The organism is Tatumella saanichensis (assembly GCF_000439375.1).
In the GTDB taxonomy this organism is placed as follows: Bacteria; Pseudomonadota; Gammaproteobacteria; order Enterobacterales; family Enterobacteriaceae; genus Tatumella; species Tatumella saanichensis.
The window spans coordinates 17,135-39,247 of record NZ_ATMI01000008.1 but is presented as its reverse complement, the minus strand read 5'-3'; the positions used below and the strand labels follow the sequence as shown (position 1 = coordinate 39,247).

Here is a 22,113-nt window from a genome sequence, read left to right as displayed (position 1 = left end):
TGATGCGTCAGGATCGCTGTCCAAGCGCTGCTTTGGTATTCAGTGCCTGACGGACTGGGCCAAAACTGCGGCGGTGGAACGGAGTTGGCCCTAGTAACGCTAATTTTTCTCGATGCAGTGGCGTAGGATAGCCTTTATGCTTAGCAAAACCGTAGCCGGGGTACAGAGCATCCAATTCAGCCATCTCTTGATCTCGCGTGACTTTGGCGAGAATTGAGGCGGCGCTGATTTCCGCCACTAGGCTGTCCCCTTTGACAACAGACTGAGCGGCCATTGGCAGTGGCGGACAGCGGTTACCATCGATCAGTGCCAACTCCGGCTGTACACTAAGCCCGGCAACGGCCCTCTGCATCGCTAGCATGGTAGCTTGCAGAATATTCAATTGATCGATCTCTTCCGGTTCTGCACGACCTAAGCTCCAGCACAATGCTTTCTCTTTGATCTCATCAAACAGCGCCAGACGACGTTTTTCACTCAGTTTTTTTGAGTCAGCCAGTCCTGTAATGGGTTGCTGAGGATCGAGGATCACCGCAGCGGTGACCACTGCCCCAACCAACGGACCACGACCGACTTCATCCACACCGGCAATGATGCCGCTGCAGGGATAAATAAATTCACTCATTCAATCAATTCCAGTACTGCCTGTGCCGCTTGTTGATCGGCATCCCAGCGGATCTGCTGATGCAGTTCTGTAAAAGTGGCCAATAATGCTTCGCGCTCCGATCCCTGATGCAACAACGGCTCCAGTACCTCTGCCAACTGTTGTGGCTGACACTCTTCCTGCAGCAGTTCTCTTACCAGCTCTCTACCCGCTAACAGGTTAGGCAAAGAAACCCATTCGGTTTTGACCAATCGCTTGGCCAACCAGTAGGTAAAAGGTTTCATCCGGTAACCGACCACCATTGGACATTTGGCCAGCATACACTCTAGCGCCGCGGTACCGGATGCTAAGATTGCCGCATCGCTGGCAATCATCACATCTCGCGCCTGACCCTCAATCAGATGTAAAACCAATTCCGGGGCCACCTGCGCTTTGATCGCTTCAAATTGCTGACGGCGGCGGGCATTCACCATCGGCACCACAATCTCCAATGCCGGATACTTCTCACGCAGTAACTGCGCGGCTCTCAGAAAATCAGCACTGAGCATCTCAACTTCTGCGCTGCGACTGCCCGGCAGTAATGCCAGACACAAGGCATCTGCCGGTAGCGATAGCCGTTCCCGCGCCGCCTGCTTATCAGGTTGTAACGGAATACTGTCCGCCATGGTGTGACCGATAAAACGGCAAGGAACCTGAAATTGATCGTAGAAGGCTTTTTCAAAAGGTAGGAAGGCTAATACCAGGTCGGTATTACGGCCAATTTTAAACACCCGCTTCTGCCGCCATGCCCACACCGATGGACTCACATAGTGGATGGTGCGGATCCCAGCCCGTTTGAGACGGCCTTCCAGCGGAATATTAAAATCAGGGGCATCGATACCGACAAACACATCCGGCTTCAAAGCACTCAGACGACGGGTCAGATCACGGCGAATATGTAACAGGCGGGGTAGACGACCCAAGACTTCAACAATCCCCATCACTGCCAGCTCTTCCATCTCGTACCATGCTTCGCAACCTTCGGCCTGCATCAGCGGTCCGGCGACGCCAACAAAGCGAATATCAGGGTGTTTTTCTTTAAGGGCCCGAATAAGGCCAGCACCAAGAATATCGCCGGAGGTTTCCCCGGCGATCAGTGCTACAGTCAGTGGACGCATCGCCATCAATTACCGGATAAGGCCACGGGTAGAACGGGCGAAGAAGTCATAGAATGGCTGAACTTCTGCGTGGGCTTTTGCCAGCGCTTCAATTTCAGGTTTGACTTCATCCAGCGTTTTGCCGCTGCGATATAGCAGTTTGTAAGCATTACGGATGGCATGCAAGGCGTCTTTTGAGAAGCCACGACGCTTGAGACCTTCAATATTAACGCCAAACGGCGATGCATGATTACCCTGAGCAATCACATACGGAGGAATATCCTGTACCACGCCGGAGCAGCCGCCCACCATCACATGTGCGCCGATAGTGCACCACTGGTGGATAGCGGTCATTCCGCCAATGATGGCAAAATCATCCACCGTGACATGACCGGCCAAGGTAGCATTGTTGGCAAAAATACAGCTATTTCCGATCTGGCAGTCATGGGCGATATGGGTGTTGCCCATCATCAGGTTATCACTACCAATATGGGTTAAGCCGCCGCCCTGAGTCGTGCCGCGATGGATCGATGACCCTTCACGGATACGGTTACGATCGCCAATGACGACCCGGGTCTCTTCCTGCGCGTATTTTAGATCCTGGTTAACTTCACCGATCGACGTGAACTGAAAGATCTCGTTCTGTTTACCGATCGTGGTGTGGCCGTTGACGACGACATGGGATTTCAGGTCAGAGCCTTCCCCAATCTCGACATGCGCACCAATCACGCAGAACGGTCCGATACGGACGCCTGGTCCTATAATCGCACCTTCTTCGATTATCGAAGAAGGATGGATGCTGGCGGTTTTATCAATCATTATGCCTCCCGGCTACGGGCACACATCATTGTTGCTTCACAGACCACTTTACCATCAACAGTCGCAACACCGCTGAAACGGGTCAGACCACGGCGGGTCTTCTCAAAGGTGACTTCCATCACCATTTGATCTCCCGGTACTACAGGGCGTTTGAAGCGTGCGTTATCAATACCCGCAAAGTAGTAGAGTTCACCCGGCTCCAGTTTACCCACGCTTTTAAACGCCAAGATACCGGTCGCCTGTGCCATCGCTTCCAGGATTAACACGCCAGGAAAAATAGGTTTACCCGGGAAATGTCCCTGAAAGAACGGCTCGTTAACGGTGACGTTTTTTACAGCGCGTAAATATTTATGCGGTTCAAAGTCCAGAACGCGATCAACCAGTAAAAACGGATAACGGTGAGGCAGAAGTTCCAGAATCTCTTCAATTTGCAGAGTATGTATTTCAGTAGTCAAAATACTCTTCCTGTCCTAAAAAGCTGTTAGCAACAATAACACGACCTGCCAGCCAGGAGGGCTATGCAGGTCGCAAAGATAAAAGGTCTCGGGGCAGTCCGATAAATCACGGTATATGTTCTGAGATTTTCCCCAGTTACCGTGATCGTCGACCGGTTAAGTTATGATTAATTATCTTTACCGGCTTTACGTTCAACCGCTTTCAACCGCTTGTTTATATCATCGATATTCATGACCAGCGCCGCTGTCTTACGCCACGCTTTGTTGGCCTGCAGCGGAATACCTGAGGAGTATACACCAGGTTCCGTGATTGGGCGCATCACCATACCCATCCCAGTGACCGTTACTTTATCACAGATTTCCATATGGCCGTTGATCACACTGGCACCACCAATCATACAGTAGCGACCAATTTTCAGGCTTCCAGCCATGATCACACCGCCAGCAACTGCTGTATTGTCGCCAATAATGACATTGTGTGCAATCTGACATTGATTATCGATGATCACACCGTTACCGATCTGCGTATTATCCAACGCACCACGGTCAATGGTCGTACAGGCACCGATTTCCACTCGGTCACCGATCACGACAGTACCGAGCTGTGGGATCTTCACCCAATTACCGCGATCATTGGCATAACCAAAGCCGTCAGCGCCGATCACCGTCCCGGATTGAATCAGGCACTTTTCACCGATCACAATTTCATGATAGACCGAAACATTAGCCCACAGGCGAGTCCCTGCACCGATACGGGTATTTTTACCGATAAAACAACCGGCGCCGATTACCACGTTATCGCCAAGCACCACACCGGACTCAATCACCGCGTTCGCACCGATAGAAACCTTGTCACCGATGGTCGCCTCAGGGGAGAGCACCGCACTCGGGGCAATATCTGTCGCCGGTTGCGGGGTAGTATCGAGAATTTGTGCCAAACGCGCATAGCTCAGGTAAGGGTCTTTCACGACCAGTGCTGCAGTGCTGCAGTACGCCAGATCTGCTTCCGTCAGCACCACAGCATCTGCATTGCAGTGCGCGAGTTGCTCGCGGTAACGACTGTTGGCCAGGAAAGTAATATTGCCACGGGTTGCTGATTGCATAGAAGCAATGCCGGAGATGGCGATATCGCCATCTCCGTGCAATTCTGCATCTAACTGCCGGGCTAAATCAGCCAGTAGGAAAGATGCCATCAATTATTTAACCTGTTTCAGCACGTCAGCGGTGATGTCTTTCGCATCGCTGGCATAAGCCACGGCGTCAGAATCGATCACGACATCATAACCTTCGCTAGAAGCAACTTTCTTCACTGCAGTCTGGATGCTGGCCAGTAATTTGTTGCGTTCTTCAGTCTGACGACGACGGTTATCCTGCTCGAAAGCCTGAGCTTTCTCAGAGAAACTTTGACGCTGAGCCATCAGTTCTTTCTCTGTGCGGGCACGATCACTGGCTTTCATGGTAGAGGCATTACGCTGGAAGTTCTGCATTTGAGTCTGCAGTGCACGTTCTTGAGTCTGCAGATCGGTTGCACGACCTTTGAACTCATTTTCCAGCTGACGGGCAACTGTGGCACGCTGTGGTAACTGCTGGAAGATGCTGGATACGTTCACCACTGCAATTTTGTCAGCAGCCTGAGCCGCGACAGAAGAAGCAGCCAGAGCGAGACCAAGACCTGCGGCACATAACAACTTTTTCACTATAAACTCCTTACATCACCGTTTGTGTCACTGTAGACACGATTGTTGCAAAAAACGACAGCAAAAGCTGTCGTCTTGCAATACTTTAAGAAATAACTCAGAGCAGCCGGCTACCAGGTATTCCCGATATTAAACTGGAACTGTTCTGCTTTATCCCCTTCATACTTTTTGATCGGCTGCGCATATGAGAATACCAGCGGGCCTAAAGGCGACATCCATTGCAGTGAAACACCGCTAGAGACACGCACATTACCTGGTTTGCTGTAGTCAGGAATGCCCAAAGCTTCAGTTTCTGAAGTATTCTGCCAGTTAGTATCCCATACCGACCCGGCATCAACAAATACAGAGGTACGCAGCGAGTCAGCATATTTCTCACTGACAAACGGGGTCGGGGTGATCAGCTCAAGGCTGGCCACAGCCATCGCATTACCGCCCACCGCGTCATCAGATTTGCACAGACTATCGGTGGTTTTGCCACAGTTCGAGTCATCACCGTATTTCATATAGACCGCTTTCGGGCCGACGGTGTTCGAACGGAAACCACGTACCGTACTGGAACCACCGGCATAGAAGTTCTCGTAGAATGGCATCTCTTTGCCACCTAAGCCGTCTCCGTAGCCCAGACGACCGCGTCCTAATAAGACCCATGTATGGTCGTTATTAAGCGGCATATACTGCTGAGTATCCAGTGTCGCTTTATAGTAACTGTTATCAGAGCCTGGGATAGTAATTTTACCGTTCAGGTTGGTCCGGTTACCAGCGGTCGGGAAAAATCCGCGATCGAGGGTGTTATAGGTCCAGCCGTAGTTGAAAGTAAAGTCATCCGAGGAATAACTGCCATCATCATTTTGCGTCGACAGATGCTTACCAACCGAGTCAAAGTAGCGCCACATGGCGACCTGAGGCTGCATATCAGACAGATCGTTATGCACGTAGCCTAACCCGACACGCAGGGTATTGTTCTCATTGACTGGGAAGCCCAGTGTACCGTCGGCACCATAACTACGGTTGGTATAGTCCGACAAGTCCGCATCATCAGCTTTAAAGTCATTATAGAACAGGCGCCCGCCAAGGCTAACACCGTCAACGGTAAAGTAAGGGTCAGTCATCGACAGTTCAGCATAAGTCTGATAGTCGTTTTTGGTACCGCTAATCCCTACGGTATTCCCGGTGCCCATCCAGTTTTCTTGGGTGACCCCAACCTGGAAGCTGACCCCACTTTCCGTACCATAGCCGACACCGATATTAAAGGTCCCGGTATTACGTTCTTTAACGTTGTAAATAACATCGACCTGATCAGGTGAGCCAGGCACCCGTTGGGTATCTACGTCTACCGTCTCAAAGTAACCGGTACGGTTCAGCCGCTCTTTACCCTGTTCGACTAAGTTACTGCCCAGCCAAGCCCCTTCCATCTGACGCATTTCACGACGCAGGACGGAATCTTTAGAGACATCATTACCGCGGAAGATAATCTTACGCACGTAGTAACGGTTACCGGCATTCACACTGACGTGAAGCTTAACGGTCTTAGTTTTGTCATCGATTTCCGGCTGTGTCATCACTTGCGGATAGGCATAACCATAATTACCCAACAGCTTTTTGATGCTGTCTTCAATAGCCGTCACCTTGGCACCGCTATACAACTCGCCCGGTGGAATTTTTGCCAAGTTTTCGATTTCTGCCGAATGGCCGGCCATATCACCGTTGACCACTACACCGGAGATCTTATACTGATCGCCTTCATGGATATTGACGGTGATATAAATCCCCTTCTTATCCGGCGTCAGGCTGACCTGAGTAGAGTCAATATTAAAACGGGCATAACCGCGATCCAGATAGAAACTGCGCAGTGTTTCCAGATCCCCAGCCAGTTTTTGTTTCTGGTATTTACGGTCAGCAACCAGATTCCACCACGGCACTTCGTCACGCAGTTGGAAGTGCGAGATCAGTTCATCGGAGCTGAACGCTTTGTTGCCGACGATATTGATCTGCTGGATTTTAGCCGAAACCCCTTCAGTGAACACAAACTTCAGGTCAACACGGTTACGTGGCAACGGCGTAACAATCGCCTTCACGCTGGCGGTATATTTACCGACGCTGTAGTAGAAATCCTCTAATTGCTTCTCAATCGTTGAGATGGTGGTGCGATCAAGGGCATCCCCTACCCGCACCCCAGAGGCTTCCAGATTCTGCTTCAGCTGGTCATCTTTCACCGATTTATTACCGGAGAAGGTGATACTGGCAATGGTCGGACGTTCTTTGACCTGTACGATCAGATCGCCGCCATCCCGCATGACCTGGACATCATCGAAATTACCGGTTGCGAACAGTGAGCGGATGGTATTTCTGATGTCATCATCATCAACCGTATCCCCCACACGAACAGGCATGCTAAGCAAGGCCGCCCCGACGGCAACTCGCTGCAGCCCTTCGAAATGAATATCTTTCACTACGAAACCGTCTGCACCGTACACGGTGGCGCTGCTAAACAGCAGCGACGCTATGAGCAACTTTTTCATCGCCATCGTTATTATGCGTGTTCCTAACACATCCCCGTTCGTAGAGTTCTGTTATCTACAAACGTGAGAAATCATTGAAAAGTGCAAGCCCCATTAACATCATCAGTGCGATTGCCCCGATGCGGTAACTGAAGTCCTGAACTCGCTCAGACACCGGCCCACCTTTGATTTTTTCAATCAACAGGAAGAGCAGATGCCCACCATCTAACACCGGTAACGGGATAAGGTTAACTATCCCCAGATTGACACTAATTAATGCCAGAAACATTAAATAGTAAATCATTCCGTACTCCGCCGAAATCCCTGCGCCCTGCGCAATGGAAATCGGCCCGCTGAGATTATTCAGCTTAATATCACCGGTTACTAATTTTTCTAGCATCGACGCCGTCAGCTTGACCAATTGCCAGGTTTTTACCCCTGCCTCACCGATGGCTGCTACAGGACCGTACTGCCGCAGTGTCCGATATTGCTCAGGCAGCGCCTGTACCCGCGGGATCACCCCAGCAAAACCTTCTGTGCCCTGCGCCCCTTCTTTCGCTGACGGGGTCAGGGTGAAGGTCAAGCTCACACCGGCACGCTCTACCTCTAACGGCAGAGGTTTTTGCGGGTTATCTCTGACACTGCTAACAAAGGACTGCCAGTCAGTGATCGGATGCCCCCCGACTTTAACGATCCTGTCTCCGGCTTGCAAACCCGCTGATGCCGCCGGTGAGTTTTTTTGCACTTCGGCCAGAGTGGTTTCAATCACCGGCCCTTTTGGGATGATGCCTAACGACTGCACCGGATCCTGCTTTTCCGGATCAAACGTCCAGTGACGTAAATCCAGTTGCTTCACCTGCGTGGCAGACTGCCCGAACGTTGACAAGGTCAATGCGGCACTACTGTCGCCGATTTTTCCCATCAGTGCCAGACGAACTGCATCCCAATCAGGCGTTTCGATACCGTCAATCGCGTTAAGTTCCATTCCTGGCTGAATTTGCGCGTGTGCGGCAACAGAATTGGGGATTATTTCACCGGTAACCGGTTTGATCCCCGGCACACCATGCATGAAAACTAGCCAGTAAGCAAAAACGGCGAAGATAAAGTTAGCGATTGGGCCTGCGCCGATGATGGCCGCCCGCTGAGCGAGGGTTTTACGGGTAAACGCTTGGTGTAGACGATCAGCGGGCACTTCCCCTGCCCGCTCGTCCAGCATTTTGACATAACCGCCCAGGGGGATCAGGGCAATGACATATTCAGTCCCCTGTTTGTCTTTCCTGCGCCACAGCGCCGGTCCAAAACCAATGGAAAAACGCTCCACCCAGACACCACAGCGGCGGGCCACCCAGAAATGGCCAAATTCATGGACGGTAATCAGAATACCAAGTGCAACGATAAACGCGCCAAGACTCCAGAGTATACTGCCCATCAGCAACTATCCTTAAGCTATATGAAACACCAGAAGCAGTAAGCACGCAAATACCGGTACCGCCGCGGTTAAGCTATCGATACGGTCAAGAATACCCCCGTGTCCTGGGATCAGCTGACCACTGTCTTTAATCCCTGCTTCGCGTTTAAACATACTTTCGGTGAGATCACCCAATACCGACGCAAGGGTGGCAATCACCGCGCAGATCACCAGGGTTTCGCTGCTCACGGTGAGGGGTGCCAGCAGTGAAAAGCCCCATGCAATCACTGCCGAACAGAGTAGTCCACCGGCAAACCCCTCCCAGGTTTTGCCCGGAGAGACTTTGGGCGCCAGTTTATGGCGCCCAAACAGACGCCCGAACATATAAGCACCGGAATCGGCTCCCCAGACCAGCAGCATCACAAACAGTAACCACCAAGCACCGGCAAAGTGGTCGCTGTCATAGTGGTACTGACGAAGCGCTACCATGCCCCAGAAGAAAGGGACCAAAGTCAGTGCACCAAAGGCCAAACGTAGAAAGCGGGATTGGCGCCATAATGCGGCAGAGGAAGGGTAAAACAGCACCAGCAACAGGGCTAAGGCCCACCAGCTGAGGGAAATCCACAGCGACAGGCTGACACCAGGCTGATAGAGATCATGGTGATAGGAAGGGGTCGAGAGGCTCATCAAACTCAGCAACAGGCCAAATAATACTGCCACCCAAATCCGCTGGCTAGGATGCATAAAGCCGGCAAACTGCCCCCACTCCCAAGCGGCCAGCATGCAAATGGCCAAAACCAGAATTTTGAAACCGATCGGCGGTAACCAAAATAAGGCAATGATTACCAACGGGATCAGTATCATCGCGGTAATCAAACGTGATTTTAACAAAGGTTACCCCCAATCCATTTATTCACTGTCAGGTGCTGCCCCGCCATACCGGCGTTCTCGTTGTGAGAAGGCATTCAATGCACCCTGAAAAGCATGTTCATCAAAGTCAGGCCAAAGTACATCACAGAAATAGAATTCAGCGTAAGCGACCTGCCATAACAAGAAATTACTGATGCGATGTTCACCACCGGTTCTTATCACTAAGTCCACCGGCGGCAGACCATTAAGACACAGGGAGCTGCTCAGCATCTCTTCGGTAATTTCATCCGGAGCCAAGGTGCCCTGTTGAACGTGTCTCGCAATCTGACGCATACCATTAATAATATCCCAACGCCCGCCGTAGTTTGCGGCCACATTGAGGGTCAATCCGGTATTATTTTCCGTCAGAGACTCGGCATTGGAAATACGCTCCTGAATACGGCTGCTGAAGCGTTTTACATCACCGATTATTTTTAGCCGAATGTTATTTTTATGCAGGCTTTTGACTTCACTTTCTAGCGCCCAGACAAAAAGCTCCATCAATGCTGACACTTCTTTTTCTGGACGATTCCAGTTTTCACTACTAAACGCATAGAGAGTGAGTGCGTCTATCCCCATATGGGCAGCATATTTGACTGCTTTTCTGACGGCTTTCGCCCCAGCGCGATGCCCAATAATACGTAGCTTACCTTGGTTTTTCGCCCAGCGCCCGTTTCCATCCATAATGATGGCGACATGCCGAGGAAGTAGCCTGCTGCTATCGGCAGAGAGTTGTTGATTCAGGGACGACATAATGCGTATTTAATTCCTTTATCAGAGAACCATTGACCTCTGAATAATTTCAGCGCGCTACCACAGGTTTATCGCCACAGGAGGAACCTCTCCCTACGCCACTAAACAGCAGCGGGCGACTATATCATTTTCCCCTGATTCGGACAAATGGCCGACATCCCGATCAAACAAACTGCATCAGCCTCTGCTGCGCTATCTGACGGGACTGTGCATCAATGTCCATCACCTCTTCGACACTGGTAGGTTCCTGCCAGTGCCCGCTTTCCAGCACCCGAGCATTCAGTGCAGCGATATCGGTGAAGCGGATCTGCCGGTTAAGGAAGGCAGCAACCGCTATCTCATTTGCCGCATTCAATGCTGTGGTAGCTGCTTGTCCAGCGGCGCAAGCATCCATCGCCAGTTTCAAGCAGGGATAACGGTCAAAGTCAGGCTCTAAAAAAGTCAAAGCCCCGAGGCGTGTAAAGTCCAGCGGTGTCACACCGGCAGGGATCCTTTCCGGCCAGGCCATAGAGTGAGCGATAGGCGTGCACATATCCGGTGAGCCAAGCTGAGCCAGAACACTTCCGTCACAATAACGTACCATCGAATGGATCACCGACTGTGGGTGAATGATCACTTCCATTTGCGAATCAGTGGCGTTAAATAACCAGCGCGCTTCAATATATTCCAGACCTTTATTCATCATAGTGGCGGAGTCAACGGAGATCTTCCTACCCATAGACCAATTGGGATGGGCACAAGCCTGCTCCGGTGTGACAGAGCAGAACTCTGCCAACGGTTTATCCCGAAAAGGGCCACCGGAACCGGTCAAGATCACCGAGTCGACACCACTATCACGTAAGTCAGCGTACCCTAACTGCTGCTGTATAATAGCGGGTAAACTCTGAAAAATAGCATTATGTTCACTGTCCACTGGCATCAAACAGGCCCCGGAGCGACGAACTTCATCCATAAACAGTCGGCCACAGGTAACGAGTGATTCTTTATTAGCCAGCAGAACACGTTTACCGGCACGGATAGCCGCTAACGTCGGCCGTAGCCCTGATGCGCCAACAATGGCAGCCATCACTTGGTCGACTTCTGAAAGGGCGGCCAGATCACAAGCGGCTTGAACGCCGGAGAGCACTTCAGTGTCTACATTCAGTGCTGTCAGTCGTTCACGCAACTCGCTGGCAGCGTGTTCATCAGCCATGGCGGCATACTGAGGCCGGAATTCTTGGCATTGTTCAGCCATCAGGTGTGCGTTATGCCCCGCCACCAGTGCCGTCACCTGGTACAGTTCCGGATTCCGGCGAACTACCGCTAAGGTACTGGTGCCGATTGAGCCGGTGGAACCCAGCAATGTCAGACGCTTCATCAGTGTATCCATTCTAAGTGTAATGGCGCGCGTAGTGACGGACGCCTAACCATGTAAAACGCCGCGAGAGAATCCCTGTTCTGTGGGCTCTCTACGCGGCGTTTTACCATCTCCCCGGAAAGGATCAGAATTCCATTAATTCCGTTTCTTTCTCGGCCAGTGCAGCATCAACTTTCTTGATAGACACATCGGTCATCTTCTGAATATCATCCTGGGCACGGCGCTCATCGTCTTCGCTGATTTCTTTGTCTTTCAGCAAGGCTTTGATTTTGTCGTTAGCGTCGCGGCGGACATTACGTACAGAGACACGGCCCTGCTCTGCTTCACCACGCACAATCTTGATCAGATCTTTACGACGTTCTTCGGTCAGCGGAGGAAGAGGAACGCGGATATCGGTACCCGCAGAGCTCGGGTTTAAACCGAGGTCAGATGCCATGATGGCTTTCTCTACCGCGGGGCCCATAGAACGATCGAAAACGTTGAGTTTCAGTGTACGTGAGTCTTCTACGGTTACACTGGCTAACTGGCGCAATGGCGTGGGTGAGCCGTAGTACTCAACCACAATGCCGTCCAGCAGCGATGGTGAAGCACGTCCGGTGCGTACTTTACCGATGGTATTTTTAAAGGCTTCTACGCACTTTTCCATGCGCACTTCAGCATCTTTTTTAATGTCGTTAATCACAATAAAACCCTTGGATTCGTTTGACCTGATCTTTCTGCCTCAGGTGTCAGCAGAATGGGTCTGCTCTTCAAGGTACCCGTAGATACCAGGACAGATCACCAGTATTGGCCAGAATATACCTTATTTTACTTACCGCTGACAGGATTACTGAGCGATCAGTGTACCTTCTTTCTCACCCATCACCACACGGCGCAGTGCGCCTGGCTTATTCATGTTGAACACACGAATCGGCAGGTTGTGATCGCGTGCCAGGGTAAAAGCGGCCAGATCCATCACTTTAAGCTCACGCTCAAGTACGTCCTGATAACTGAGTTTTTCGTATAATACTGCATCAGGGGTAGTCATCGGATCGGCAGAGTAGACACCGTCAACTTTAGTGGCTTTCAGTACTACATCAGCTTCGATCTCAATCCCGCGCAAGCAGGCGGCAGAGTCAGTGGTAAAGAACGGGTTACCAGTACCGGCGGAGAAAATTACCACACGGTTATTACGCAGCTGGCTGATCGCTTCGGCCCAGCTGTAGTTATCACAGACACCGTTAAGTGGGATGGCAGACATCAGGCGAGCATTAACATAAGCGCGGTGCAAGGCATCACGCATCGCCAAGCCATTCATCACAGTGGCTAACATGCCCATATGGTCACCGACGACACGGTTCATTCCGGCTTTTGCCAGACCGGCACCACGGAACAGGTTACCCCCGCCAATCACGACGCCGACTTGGATACCTAATTCAACCAGCTCTTTCACTTCCTGAGCCATACGGTCAAGAATGCTTGCATCAATACCAAAACCTTCGGCACCTTGCAGCGCTTCGCCGCTCAGTTTCAGAAGGATACGTTGATATACCGGTTTTGCGTTGGTCGCCATGATCATTAATTCCTGGAGCATGAGTGAATAAGGCAGAGAGAAAGCACGTCTGTCATTCGCTCTGTTTTCTCGTTATACGAGAGAAATGATAGTAAAACTTGTCTGCCGGGGCTGTTGTCAGCAGACAAAAAAGAACCGCCGTTCTGGCGGTTCCTTCAGAGCATTAAGACTGTTTGGACATCGCTGCAACTTCAGCAGCAAAATCAGACTCAACTTTCTCGATACCTTCGCCCACTTCAAAGCGGATGAAGTTAATCACGTCAGCGCCTTTTTCTTTCAGCAGCTGACCAACCGTTTTGGACGGATCCATAACGAAGTTCTGACCAGTCAGTGACACTTCACCGGTGAACTTGTTCATACGACCAGAAACCATTTTTTCTGCGATTTCGCGAGGCTTACCAGACTGCATCGCGATGTCCAGCTGGATCTGGTGCTCACGAGCAACCACGTCCGCAGGAACATCTTCTGGTTTCACGTATTCTGGCTTGCTTGCCGCAACGTGCATCGCGATATGCTTAACCAGCTCTTCGTCAGCACCGGTAGCAGAAACCAGAACACCGATACGTGCACCGTGCAGGTAAGAACCTACAACGTCACCTTCCAGGCGAGCAATGCGACGGATGTTGATGTTTTCACCAATTTTGGCAACCAGCGCAGTACGCTGCTCTTCAAATTTAGCTTTCAGTGCATCGATATCCAGGTTTTTGTCAGCAGCGGCGGCAGTCAGAACTTCCTGACCAAATGCCAGGAAGCCGGCATCTTTAGCAACGAAGTCAGTTTCGCAGTTCAGCTCAACGATCACGCCCGCGTTACCTTCAACGCTGGTCAGGATCACACCTTCAGCAGCAACACGGCCAGATTTCTTAGCCGCTTTTGCCTGACCTGACTTACGCATGTTGTCGATAGCCAGTTCGATGTCGCCGTTAGCTTCAACCAGCGCCTTTTTACATTCCATCATGCCAGCGCCAGTACGCTCGCGCAGTTCTTTTACCAGAGCAGCGGTAATGTCAGCCATTCTAAAGTCCTCGGTTAACTGTGGTCTGTTTGCAGACATTGCGGTCATGACAAACAGCATCATTTCGCAGGATATTTTACGTCGCCCAGCAGAACGGATCTTACTCAGCGGATCTTAAAATAATAAAAGGGGCCTTAAGCGGCCCCTTGCAGATAACATCTGACGCTAAGGGCTCTTTACAGAGCAGGCCTTATCAGACGTTTTCTAAAGACGCTTCTTCAGCCTGTTCAGCCAGGTCCTGAGAACGACCTTCACGGACTGCTGCTGCAGCGGCATTCAGGTACAGGCTTACTGCACGGATCGCATCGTCGTTACCTGGGATAACGAAATCAACGCCATCCGGATCAGAGTTAGTATCAACGATAGCAAAAACTGGGATACCCAGGTTGTTTGCTTCTTTGATTGCGATGTGCTCGTGGTCAGCATCGATAACGAACAGCGCGTCTGGCAGGCCGCCCATATCTTTAATACCACCCAGGCTGTTTTCCAGCTTGGCCAGTTCACGACCACGCATCAGCGCTTCTTTCTTGGTCAGTTTGTCGAAAGTACCGTCCTGAGACTGTGCTTCCAGATCTTTCAGACGCTTGATTGACTGACGAACGGTTTTCCAGTTAGTCAGCATGCCACCTAACCAGCGGTGGTTAACAAAGAACTGATCGCAGTTCTGCGCAGATTCTTTGATAGCTTCGCTTGCAGCGCGCTTAGTACCAACAAACAGAATTTTGCCTTTACGGGCAGAAATTTTGCTCAGTTCAGCCAGAGCGTCGTTGAACATTGGTACAGTCTGCTCAAGGTTGATGATGTGAACTTTGTTACGCGCACCGAAGATGAAAGGTTTCATTTTCGGGTTCCAGTAACGGGTCTGGTGACCAAAGTGAACACCGGCCTTAAGCATATCGCGCATGGAAACAGTAGCCATGATTACCTCTAAAAAGTATAAGTTGGGGTTGAGCCTCCATGTATCCCATACTACCGACCTTATAAAGGCACCCCGGAGTATGTGTCGATACATGTGTGTTTTGGTCAGTCTGCCGCACCGGCTTCCAAAGATAGCCCGCAGGGACACTGCCTTTTCACATAATGAGAAGTAAACGTTCCGCACCGGTTGAAAACCATTAGTCTTACCTGCACGGATTCGTCGGCGCGTTTTATACCACAAACCCGCCCCTGGCGGCAATCTTTGTTACCGGCAATACAGAATTTTCCTGCTGTGGTTCGGCGACTTGCTGGGTGAATAACGTTGGCAGCGGTTTGGCTGGCTGATAACATACCCAGATATCACTTTTTTCTCGTTTTGCTGGCATTGGCTGGCAGCAACCGGACGGATTCCATGGCTATCTCAATTAAAACTCCTGAAGAAATCGAAAAAATGCGCGTCGCGGGCCGACTGGCCGCCGAAGTGCTTGAAATGATCGCCGCGCATGTCAAACCTGGTATTTCTACCGGCGAACTGGACCGCATCTGTGCAGACTACATCACCGGCGAACAGCAGGCAGTCTCAGCCTGCCTCGGCTATCACGGTTTCCCAAAATCAGTCTGTATCTCCATTAACGAAGTAGTTTGCCACGGTATTCCTAGCGACGACCGTATCCTGAAGGATGGCGATATCGTCAATATCGATGTCACCGTCATCAAAGATGAGTATCACGGTGATACCTCGAAAATGTTTATCGTCGGCAAACCGACTATCCTTGGTGAGCGCCTATGTCGCGTTACCCAAGATAGCCTTTATCTGGCCTTAAAATTGGTTAAGCCAGGCATCCGCCTGCGCACCATTGGCCGTGAGATCCAGAAATTTGTTGAAGGTAACGATTTCTCAGTAGTCCGCGAATACTGTGGTCACGGCATCGGTAAAGGCTTCCATGAAGAGCCACAGGTTCTACATTACGATGCCGATGACAGCGGTGTAGTACTGCAGAAAGGTATGACTTTTACTATTGAACCGATGGTTAATGCCGGAGACTTCCGCATCCGCAGCATGAAAGATGGTTGGACGGTAAAAACCAAAGATCGCAGCTTGTCTGCCCAATATGAACATACTATTGTGGTCACCGATAATGGCTGTGAGATTTTAACCCTGCGCCAGGAAGAGACGATTCCGGCGGTGCTGGTAAATGAAGGTTAATCCTGATAATTGACTCCCTAAAAGCCGGCTAATGCCGGCTTTTTTATCTGATGAGTAACGATAATGAGTAGCCACCTGCCAGAACACATCGACAAACAGAGTATCGAGGCTCCACTCCACTGGTCAGCGTCACAGCTAAATCGCGAGGCGATGAAGCAGCAACTGGAGACCTTTCAGGACAAGCTCGGAGCTGCTTTTGACGTGGGACAAAACATCAGCGAACTGATTGATGCCCGTACCCAGTTTATTGACCACCTGTTGTGCCGCTTATGGCATCAGGCCGGCTTCGAGGGTGTGAAAGATATCGCCCTGCTGGCCGTGGGTGGTTATGGTCGTCAGGAACTGCATCCGTTGTCTGATATTGACGTGCTGGTGCTCAGCCGCACACCGCTGGACGGATCCAGTCAGCAACGTGTCAGTGAGTTGCTTACCCTACTGTGGGATCTCAAGCTAGAAGTGGGTCACAGTGTCCGTACTTTAGAAGAGTGTCTACTGGAAGGACTGGCTGATCTCACAGTCGCCACCAATCTTATCGAGTCACGCATGTTGACCGGTGATGTCTCACTATTTTTGGAGCTACAAAAAAACATTTTCAGCGAGGGTTTCTGGCCATCAGCGGAATTTTTTGCGGCCAAAATAGAAGAGCAGAAACAGCGTCACCAGCGTTACCACGGCACCAGTTATAATCTGGAACCCGACATCAAAAGCAGTCCTGGTGGCCTCAGAGATATTCATACTCTGCAATGGGTCGCCCGCCGCCATTTCGGGGCCACCTCCATGGACGAAATGATGGGCTTTGGTTTTCTGACCGAAGAAGAACGCAACGAACTTAATCAGTGTCAGGACTTCCTCTGGCGCATCCGCTTTGCCCTGCATCTGACACTACCACGTTACGATAATCGGCTACTGTTTGATCGTCAATTGGCGGTCGCGCAACGGCTTAACTATCAAGGCGAAGGTAACGAGCCCGTCGAACAGATGATGAAGGATTTCTATCGAGTCACCCGCCATATCGGTGAATTGAACGAAATGCTGTTACAGCTGTTTGATGAAGCCATCCTTGCCTTACCGGCTAACGAAAAACCACAGCCCTTGGATGATGATTTTCAACTACGCGGCAACTTAATCGATCTGCGGGACAACACCCTCTTCAGCCGCAATCCGGCCGCAATTATCCGCCTATTTAATGTGTCGGTGCGCACCAGCGCGGTACAGGGAATTTACTCCGCCACCCTGCGCTGCCTGCGTCATGCCCTACAGACCTTAGACCACTCACTGTGTGACAGCGCCGAAGCTCGTCAGTACTTTATGGACATCTTGCGTCATCCTGGCGCGGTCAGTCGTGCACTGGTGCCGATGCACCATCACGGCGTGCTGGCGGCTTACCTGCCGCAGTGGAGTAAAATTGTCGGTCAGATGCAGTTTGACCTGTTCCATGCCTACACCGTTGATGAACACAGCATCCGCGTCCTGCAAAAACTGGAAAGCTTTGCCAGTGAAGAGTCACGGGAAAAACATCCGTTATGTGTGGAGATCTGGCAGCGATTGATCCATCCGGAAATTTTATTAATTGCTGCCCTGTTCCATGATATTGCCAAAGGCCGTGGCGGAGATCACTCTGAGCTCGGCGCTGAGGATGTCGCGGAGTTTGCCCTACTGCATGGGCTACGCTCCCGTGATGCGCGTCTGGTAGCCTGGTTGGTTCGTCATCACTTGCTGATGTCCGTCACCGCACAACGCCGCGATATTCAGGATCCCTCGGTGATCCAGCAGTTTGCCGAGATCATGGAAAATGAGCAGCAACTTCGCCTGCTGATTTGTCTGACCGTCGCTGATATTTGCGCCACCAATGAAAGCCTATGGAACAGCTGGAAACAGAGCCTGTTGCGTGAGCTTTATTTTGCTACCGAGAAACAACTGCGCCGCGGTAAAGACAACCATCCAGACCTGCGTGACCGGGTACGCCACAACCGCCTACAGGCGCTGGCGCTGTTACGCATGGATAATATTGATGAAACCCGTCTGCACAAAATCTGGAACCGCTGCCGGGCCGATTACTTTTTGCGACACAGTGCCAGTCAGTTGGCTTGGCATGCGCGCAATCTGCTGAGTCATGAGCTAAACCAGCCGCTGGTTCTGATTAACCCGCAAACCTCACGGGGCGGTACCGAAATATTCATTTGGAGTCCAGACCGCCCTTACCTGTTTGCCACCGTCGCCGGAGAGCTAGATCGGCGTAATCTGAGTGTTCACGATGCACAAATTTTTACCAATCGTGATGGCATGGCGATGGACACCTTTATTGTGCTAGAGCCAGACGGAAGCCCGCTGGCAAGGGATCGGCACGACGCCATCATTGAAGGGCTGGTGCGGGCTCTGTCACAAACCGAATGGAGCCTGCCACGCCCGCGTCGTCTCTCACCACGTCTGCGCCACTTTACGGTAGACACTGAAATTCGTTTTCTGCCCGCGCATACCAATCAGCGCACCTATTTAGAACTGGTGGCCCTTGATCACCCCGGCCTGCTGGCGCAGATTGGAACCGTATTTGCGCAAGCGGGGATTTCATTGCATGGCGCGCGTATCAGTACTATCGGTGAGCGGGTAGAAGATTTATTTATCCTCGCCACCAGCGAACGTCGCGCCCTCGATGATAAAATGCGCGATAGTTTACAACAACGGTTGACAGAGGCCCTTAATCCAAACGATAAAGGGTAATTCACCCGACGGGCCTTAACCGAGAGTGCGGTCACGTTTTTTTCCCAGATATACCGGTTGCCATGACAGTAACAGCCGGTCACTGTCCGGGAGAGTCAGTTTTTACCAAACCATTGATGCAGGAAAAAAGAATGCAAGAGTTACAAAAAATTATCGAAGCCGCATTTGAACGGCGTGCAGACATCACCCCGTCCAGCGTTGACGCGGAAACCCGTGATGCAATCACTGAAGTGATTGGTCTGATCGACAGCGGTAAAGTCCGTGTCGCAGAAAAAATCGACGGCGAGTGGGTGACGCATCAATGGCTGAAAAAAGCAGTGCTGCTCTCTTTCCGTATCCATGACAACCAAGTCATCGACGGCGCGGAAACCCGTTTCTACGATAAAGTGCCGATGAAATTCGCCGATTACGATGAAGCGCGCTTCAAAAAAGAAGGTTTCCGTGTTGTGCCTCCGGCCGCCGTTCGCCAAGGTGCCTTTATCGCACGCAACACCGTACTGATGCCTTCCTACGTTAACATCGGCGCTTACGTCGATGAAGGTACCATGGTCGATACCTGGGCCACCGTAGGTTCCTGTGCGCAGATCGGTAAAAATGTTCACCTGTCCGGCGGTGTCGGCATCGGTGGTGTACTAGAGCCATTACAGGCTAATCCGACCATCATCGAAGATAACTGCTTTATCGGTGCCCGTTCAGAAATCGTTGAAGGCGTCATTGTCGAAGAAGGTGCGGTAATCTCAATGGGTGTTTATATCGGCCAGAGCACCAAAATCTACGATCGTGAAACCGGTGAAGTCCATTACGGCCGCGTCCCAGCAGGTTCAGTCGTAGTTTCCGGCAACCTGCCATCCAAAGACGGTAAATACAGCCTGTACTGTGCTGTGATCGTCAAAAAAGTGGATGCGAAAACCCTTGGCAAAGTCGGTATCAACGAACTGCTGCGCACCATCGACTAACTTATCAACTGGGGTCGTCTCCGGTTGATTGGCATTAACCGTCCGCTGCTTGCTGGCGGCGGTTAACCGTTAGATGGCATCACCTTTGTCACTCAGTGCCACGCTCCAGCGTTTTCATCCCCTGAAGAGGTAATTTGGTATGTATGATAACTTAAAAGGTTTAGGGATCACTCACCCCGAAGAAATCGACCGTTACAGCCTGCGTCAGGAAGCCAATAACGATATCCTGAAAATCTATTTTCGTAAGGATAAAGGGGAATTCTTGGCGAAGAGTGTGAAGTTTAAATACCCGCGCCAGCGTAAAACTATCGTTTCTGATCAGACTCAGCAGGGGTTTCGCGAGATCCAGGAAATTAGCCCGAATCTACGCTATATCATCGATGAGTTGGATGAAATCTGTCAGCAAGAAAAAGAGGAGATTGACCTAAAAGTGAAGATCCTTGATGACCTTCGTCATCTGGAACTTGTGGTCTCTAACAAAATTTCCGAAATAGAAGCTGACCTAGAAAAGCTAACGCGTAAATAATCCAGCGTTTCAGGCACTAAAAAGCCGGTCAGGTGACTGACCGGCTTTTTTATCGCGATTATCTCAGCCTTACTGTGCCAGCAAGTACAGAGTGCTGTCACCACGCTTCACATTCAGCGCCAGAATCGACGGTTTACTATCGAGGATCTTACGCAGCTCGCCAAGGTTGCTGATCGCCTGCTGGTTGACGCCGAGGATCACATCACCTTTTTTCAAGCCAATCGCCGCGGCACGGGTATTCGGTTTCACACTGTCGACCACGACCCCTTTCTGGCCGCTGGTTGCATTACTCAGCTCTGCCCCTTCAATACCGGTATAGATATTAGAGGACTGGACGGTATCCAGAGTACTTTGCTGGATCACCACCGTGACATTCACCGGCTTGCCATCACGTAACAGACCCAGTTCCAGTTTAGTCCCAATCGGCATAGTCCCGACATCGGCACGTAGTGAAGCGAAGCTACTCAGCGGCTTACCGTTCATTGAGACAATCACATCGCCGGCCTTAATGCCTGCTTTGGCTGCAGAGGTATTTGGCAGTACCTGACTGACAAAGGCGCCTCGCTGAGCATCCACTTTCATCGCTTGGGCGATTTCGGAATTCAGCTCGGTACCCATGATCCCCAGTTCGCCCCGTTTCACTTGGCCGTACTGGATCATCTGTGACGTCAGGTTTTTCACCATGTTCGATGGGATGGCAAAGCCGATACCGATATTGCCGCCATCCGGTGCTAGGATCGCGGTATTGATACCGATCAGTTCACCGTTAAGATTCACCAAGGCCCCACCAGAGTTACCGCGGTTAATCGCCGCATCGGTCTGGATAAAGTTTTCATAGTTTTCAACATTTAGGCCGCTACGTCCCAACGCTGAAACGATACCAGAAGTTACCGTTTCACCCAGACCATACGGGTTACCGATGGCCACGGTATAATCTCCGACTTGGAGGTTATCGGAATCAGCGATTTTAATTGCAGTCAGATTTTTAGCATCTTTCAACTGGATCAGCGCAATATCAGTACGCGGATCTTTCCCGATAACTTTGGCGTCAAAGCGACGTCCGTCGCTGAGTTGGACCTGAATGGTGGACGCATTCGCTACCACATGGTTATTGGTGACCACATAGCCCTTCTCGGCATTAATCACCACCCCAGAACCCAGTGCACGGAATTTTTGTTCCTGAGGAGCTCCGCCATTACCGCCATTCGGGACTTGGCAGATAGGTGACTGCTGGAAAGGTGAGCCATCCTGACAGAAAGGTGACATATCACCAAAGAACTGCTGGAATTGCTGCCCCCCTTGAGACGCTTTAACCGGGGCCGTTCCTTCCACACTGATACTGACCACTGAGGGCATCACTTTTTGTAGCATCGGTGCCAAACTTGGCAATTGCTGACTTGAAGAAGACGCAGATTCAGCCGCAGAAGCGGTTACAGGCGCAAATGCCATTCCAAGGCTGAGTGCGAGTGCACTTAACGCTAATGTGGTTTTTTTCATGTTCTAGCTCTCTATAATAGTTGCTGTTTGGAGCAAATGCTGTAGTCACTGTTCAGAGTTATTATTTAAACGTTAGTTCATCTGATGTCTT

The 22,113-nt window shown here is 51.0% G+C and carries 21 protein-coding genes; 4 read left to right on the top strand and 17 right to left on the bottom strand.

What is annotated here, in order from left to right; all coding sequences use genetic code 11:
- Positions 1–7: 7 nt before the first annotated feature.
- The 16 genes from rnhB to DW47_RS17465 all read right to left on the bottom strand — a co-directional run bounded on the left by rnhB (position 8) and on the right by DW47_RS17465 (position 15,504).
- The gene (rnhB, locus tag DW47_RS0104660) at positions 8–622 is read right to left on the bottom strand and encodes a ribonuclease HII (protein ID WP_029685218.1); all 615 of its coding nucleotides are present in this window, start codon (positions 620–622) and stop codon (positions 8–10) included.
- A complete protein-coding gene (lpxB, locus tag DW47_RS0104655; protein ID WP_029685217.1) occupies positions 619–1,764 on the bottom strand; it encodes a lipid-A-disaccharide synthase in 1,146 nt (381 codons plus the stop codon). Before lpxB ends, rnhB begins: the two co-directional genes overlap by 4 nt.
- A 3-nt stretch (positions 1,765–1,767) precedes the next feature.
- On the bottom strand, positions 1,768–2,556 hold the full coding sequence (gene lpxA / locus DW47_RS0104650; RefSeq protein WP_029685216.1) for an acyl-ACP--UDP-N-acetylglucosamine O-acyltransferase: 789 nt from the start codon (positions 2,554–2,556) through the stop codon (positions 1,768–1,770).
- Positions 2,556–3,011, bottom strand: coding sequence for a 3-hydroxyacyl-ACP dehydratase FabZ (gene fabZ / locus DW47_RS0104645; protein ID WP_029685215.1), 456 nt, complete (start codon positions 3,009–3,011; stop codon positions 2,556–2,558). Before fabZ ends, lpxA begins: the two co-directional genes overlap by 1 nt.
- 167 nt (positions 3,012–3,178) lie before the next feature.
- On the bottom strand, positions 3,179–4,204 hold the full coding sequence (gene lpxD / locus DW47_RS0104640) for a UDP-3-O-(3-hydroxymyristoyl)glucosamine N-acyltransferase (protein ID WP_029685214.1): 1,026 nt from the start codon (positions 4,202–4,204) through the stop codon (positions 3,179–3,181).
- Positions 4,205–4,207: 3 nt separating this feature from the next.
- Positions 4,208–4,708, bottom strand: a complete 501-nt coding sequence (gene skp, locus DW47_RS0104635) for a molecular chaperone Skp (RefSeq protein WP_029685212.1) — start codon at positions 4,706–4,708, stop codon at positions 4,208–4,210.
- A 110-nt stretch (positions 4,709–4,818) separates the two neighbouring features.
- Positions 4,819–7,233 (bottom strand): outer membrane protein assembly factor BamA, encoded by a 2,415-nt coding sequence (gene bamA / locus DW47_RS0104630; protein ID WP_029685211.1) that lies wholly within the window; start codon positions 7,231–7,233, stop codon positions 4,819–4,821.
- A gap of 49 nt (positions 7,234–7,282) precedes the next feature.
- On the bottom strand, positions 7,283–8,635 hold the full coding sequence (rseP, locus tag DW47_RS0104625; protein WP_029685210.1) for a sigma E protease regulator RseP: 1,353 nt from the start codon (positions 8,633–8,635) through the stop codon (positions 7,283–7,285).
- Positions 8,636–8,647: 12 nt separating this feature from the next.
- Positions 8,648–9,505, bottom strand: coding sequence for a phosphatidate cytidylyltransferase (gene cdsA, locus DW47_RS0104620; RefSeq protein WP_029685208.1), 858 nt, complete (start codon positions 9,503–9,505; stop codon positions 8,648–8,650).
- A gap of 18 nt (positions 9,506–9,523) precedes the next feature.
- Complete coding sequence (ispU, locus tag DW47_RS0104615) at positions 9,524–10,276, bottom strand: (2E,6E)-farnesyl-diphosphate-specific ditrans,polycis-undecaprenyl-diphosphate synthase (protein ID WP_029685207.1); 753 nt, start codon at positions 10,274–10,276, stop codon at positions 9,524–9,526.
- A gap of 163 nt (positions 10,277–10,439) precedes the next feature.
- Positions 10,440–11,633 carry a 1-deoxy-D-xylulose-5-phosphate reductoisomerase gene (gene ispC / locus DW47_RS0104610; protein WP_029685206.1) on the bottom strand — a complete coding sequence of 398 codons (1,194 nt, stop codon included), beginning with the start codon at positions 11,631–11,633 and terminating at the stop codon, positions 10,440–10,442.
- Positions 11,634–11,757: 124 nt separating this feature from the next.
- Complete coding sequence (gene frr, locus DW47_RS0104605) at positions 11,758–12,315, bottom strand: ribosome recycling factor (RefSeq protein WP_029685205.1); 558 nt, start codon at positions 12,313–12,315, stop codon at positions 11,758–11,760.
- Positions 12,316–12,459: 144 nt separating this feature from the next.
- The gene (gene pyrH, locus DW47_RS0104600) at positions 12,460–13,185 is read right to left on the bottom strand and encodes a UMP kinase (protein ID WP_029685204.1); all 726 of its coding nucleotides are present in this window, start codon (positions 13,183–13,185) and stop codon (positions 12,460–12,462) included.
- Positions 13,186–13,348: 163 nt separating this feature from the next.
- Positions 13,349–14,200 carry a translation elongation factor Ts gene (gene tsf / locus DW47_RS0104595; protein ID WP_029685202.1) on the bottom strand — a complete coding sequence of 284 codons (852 nt, stop codon included), beginning with the start codon at positions 14,198–14,200 and terminating at the stop codon, positions 13,349–13,351.
- A 193-nt stretch (positions 14,201–14,393) separates the two neighbouring features.
- On the bottom strand, positions 14,394–15,119 hold the full coding sequence (rpsB, locus tag DW47_RS0104590) for a 30S ribosomal protein S2 (protein WP_029685200.1): 726 nt from the start codon (positions 15,117–15,119) through the stop codon (positions 14,394–14,396).
- Positions 15,120–15,348: 229 nt separating this feature from the next.
- Positions 15,349–15,504, bottom strand: a complete 156-nt coding sequence (locus DW47_RS17465) for a hypothetical protein (protein ID WP_161606689.1) — start codon at positions 15,502–15,504, stop codon at positions 15,349–15,351.
- A gap of 26 nt (positions 15,505–15,530) precedes the next feature.
- On the opposite strand from DW47_RS17465, the gene map reads away from it, so the two are divergent.
- The 4 genes from map (at position 15,531) to DW47_RS0104565 (ending at position 20,525) form a co-directional block, all read left to right on the top strand.
- Positions 15,531–16,325 carry a type I methionyl aminopeptidase gene (map, locus tag DW47_RS0104580; RefSeq protein ID WP_029685199.1) on the top strand — a complete coding sequence of 265 codons (795 nt, stop codon included), beginning with the start codon at positions 15,531–15,533 and terminating at the stop codon, positions 16,323–16,325.
- A gap of 63 nt (positions 16,326–16,388) precedes the next feature.
- The gene (gene glnD / locus DW47_RS0104575; RefSeq protein WP_029685198.1) at positions 16,389–19,043 is read left to right on the top strand and encodes a bifunctional uridylyltransferase/uridylyl-removing protein GlnD; all 2,655 of its coding nucleotides are present in this window, start codon (positions 16,389–16,391) and stop codon (positions 19,041–19,043) included.
- 131 nt (positions 19,044–19,174) lie between these two features.
- Entirely contained in the window at positions 19,175–19,999 is an 825-nt protein-coding gene (dapD, locus tag DW47_RS0104570; RefSeq protein ID WP_029685197.1) for a 2,3,4,5-tetrahydropyridine-2,6-dicarboxylate N-succinyltransferase, read from the top strand.
- Positions 20,000–20,138: 139 nt separating this feature from the next.
- Positions 20,139–20,525 carry a DUF3461 family protein gene (locus DW47_RS0104565; RefSeq protein WP_029685196.1) on the top strand — a complete coding sequence of 129 codons (387 nt, stop codon included), beginning with the start codon at positions 20,139–20,141 and terminating at the stop codon, positions 20,523–20,525.
- Between the two features lie 69 nt (positions 20,526–20,594).
- Here the strand turns inward: DW47_RS0104565 and degP are convergent, their stop codons facing one another.
- The gene (gene degP, locus DW47_RS0104560) at positions 20,595–22,022 is read right to left on the bottom strand and encodes a serine endoprotease DegP (RefSeq protein ID WP_029685195.1); all 1,428 of its coding nucleotides are present in this window, start codon (positions 22,020–22,022) and stop codon (positions 20,595–20,597) included.
- Between the last annotated feature and the right edge of the window lie 91 nt (positions 22,023–22,113).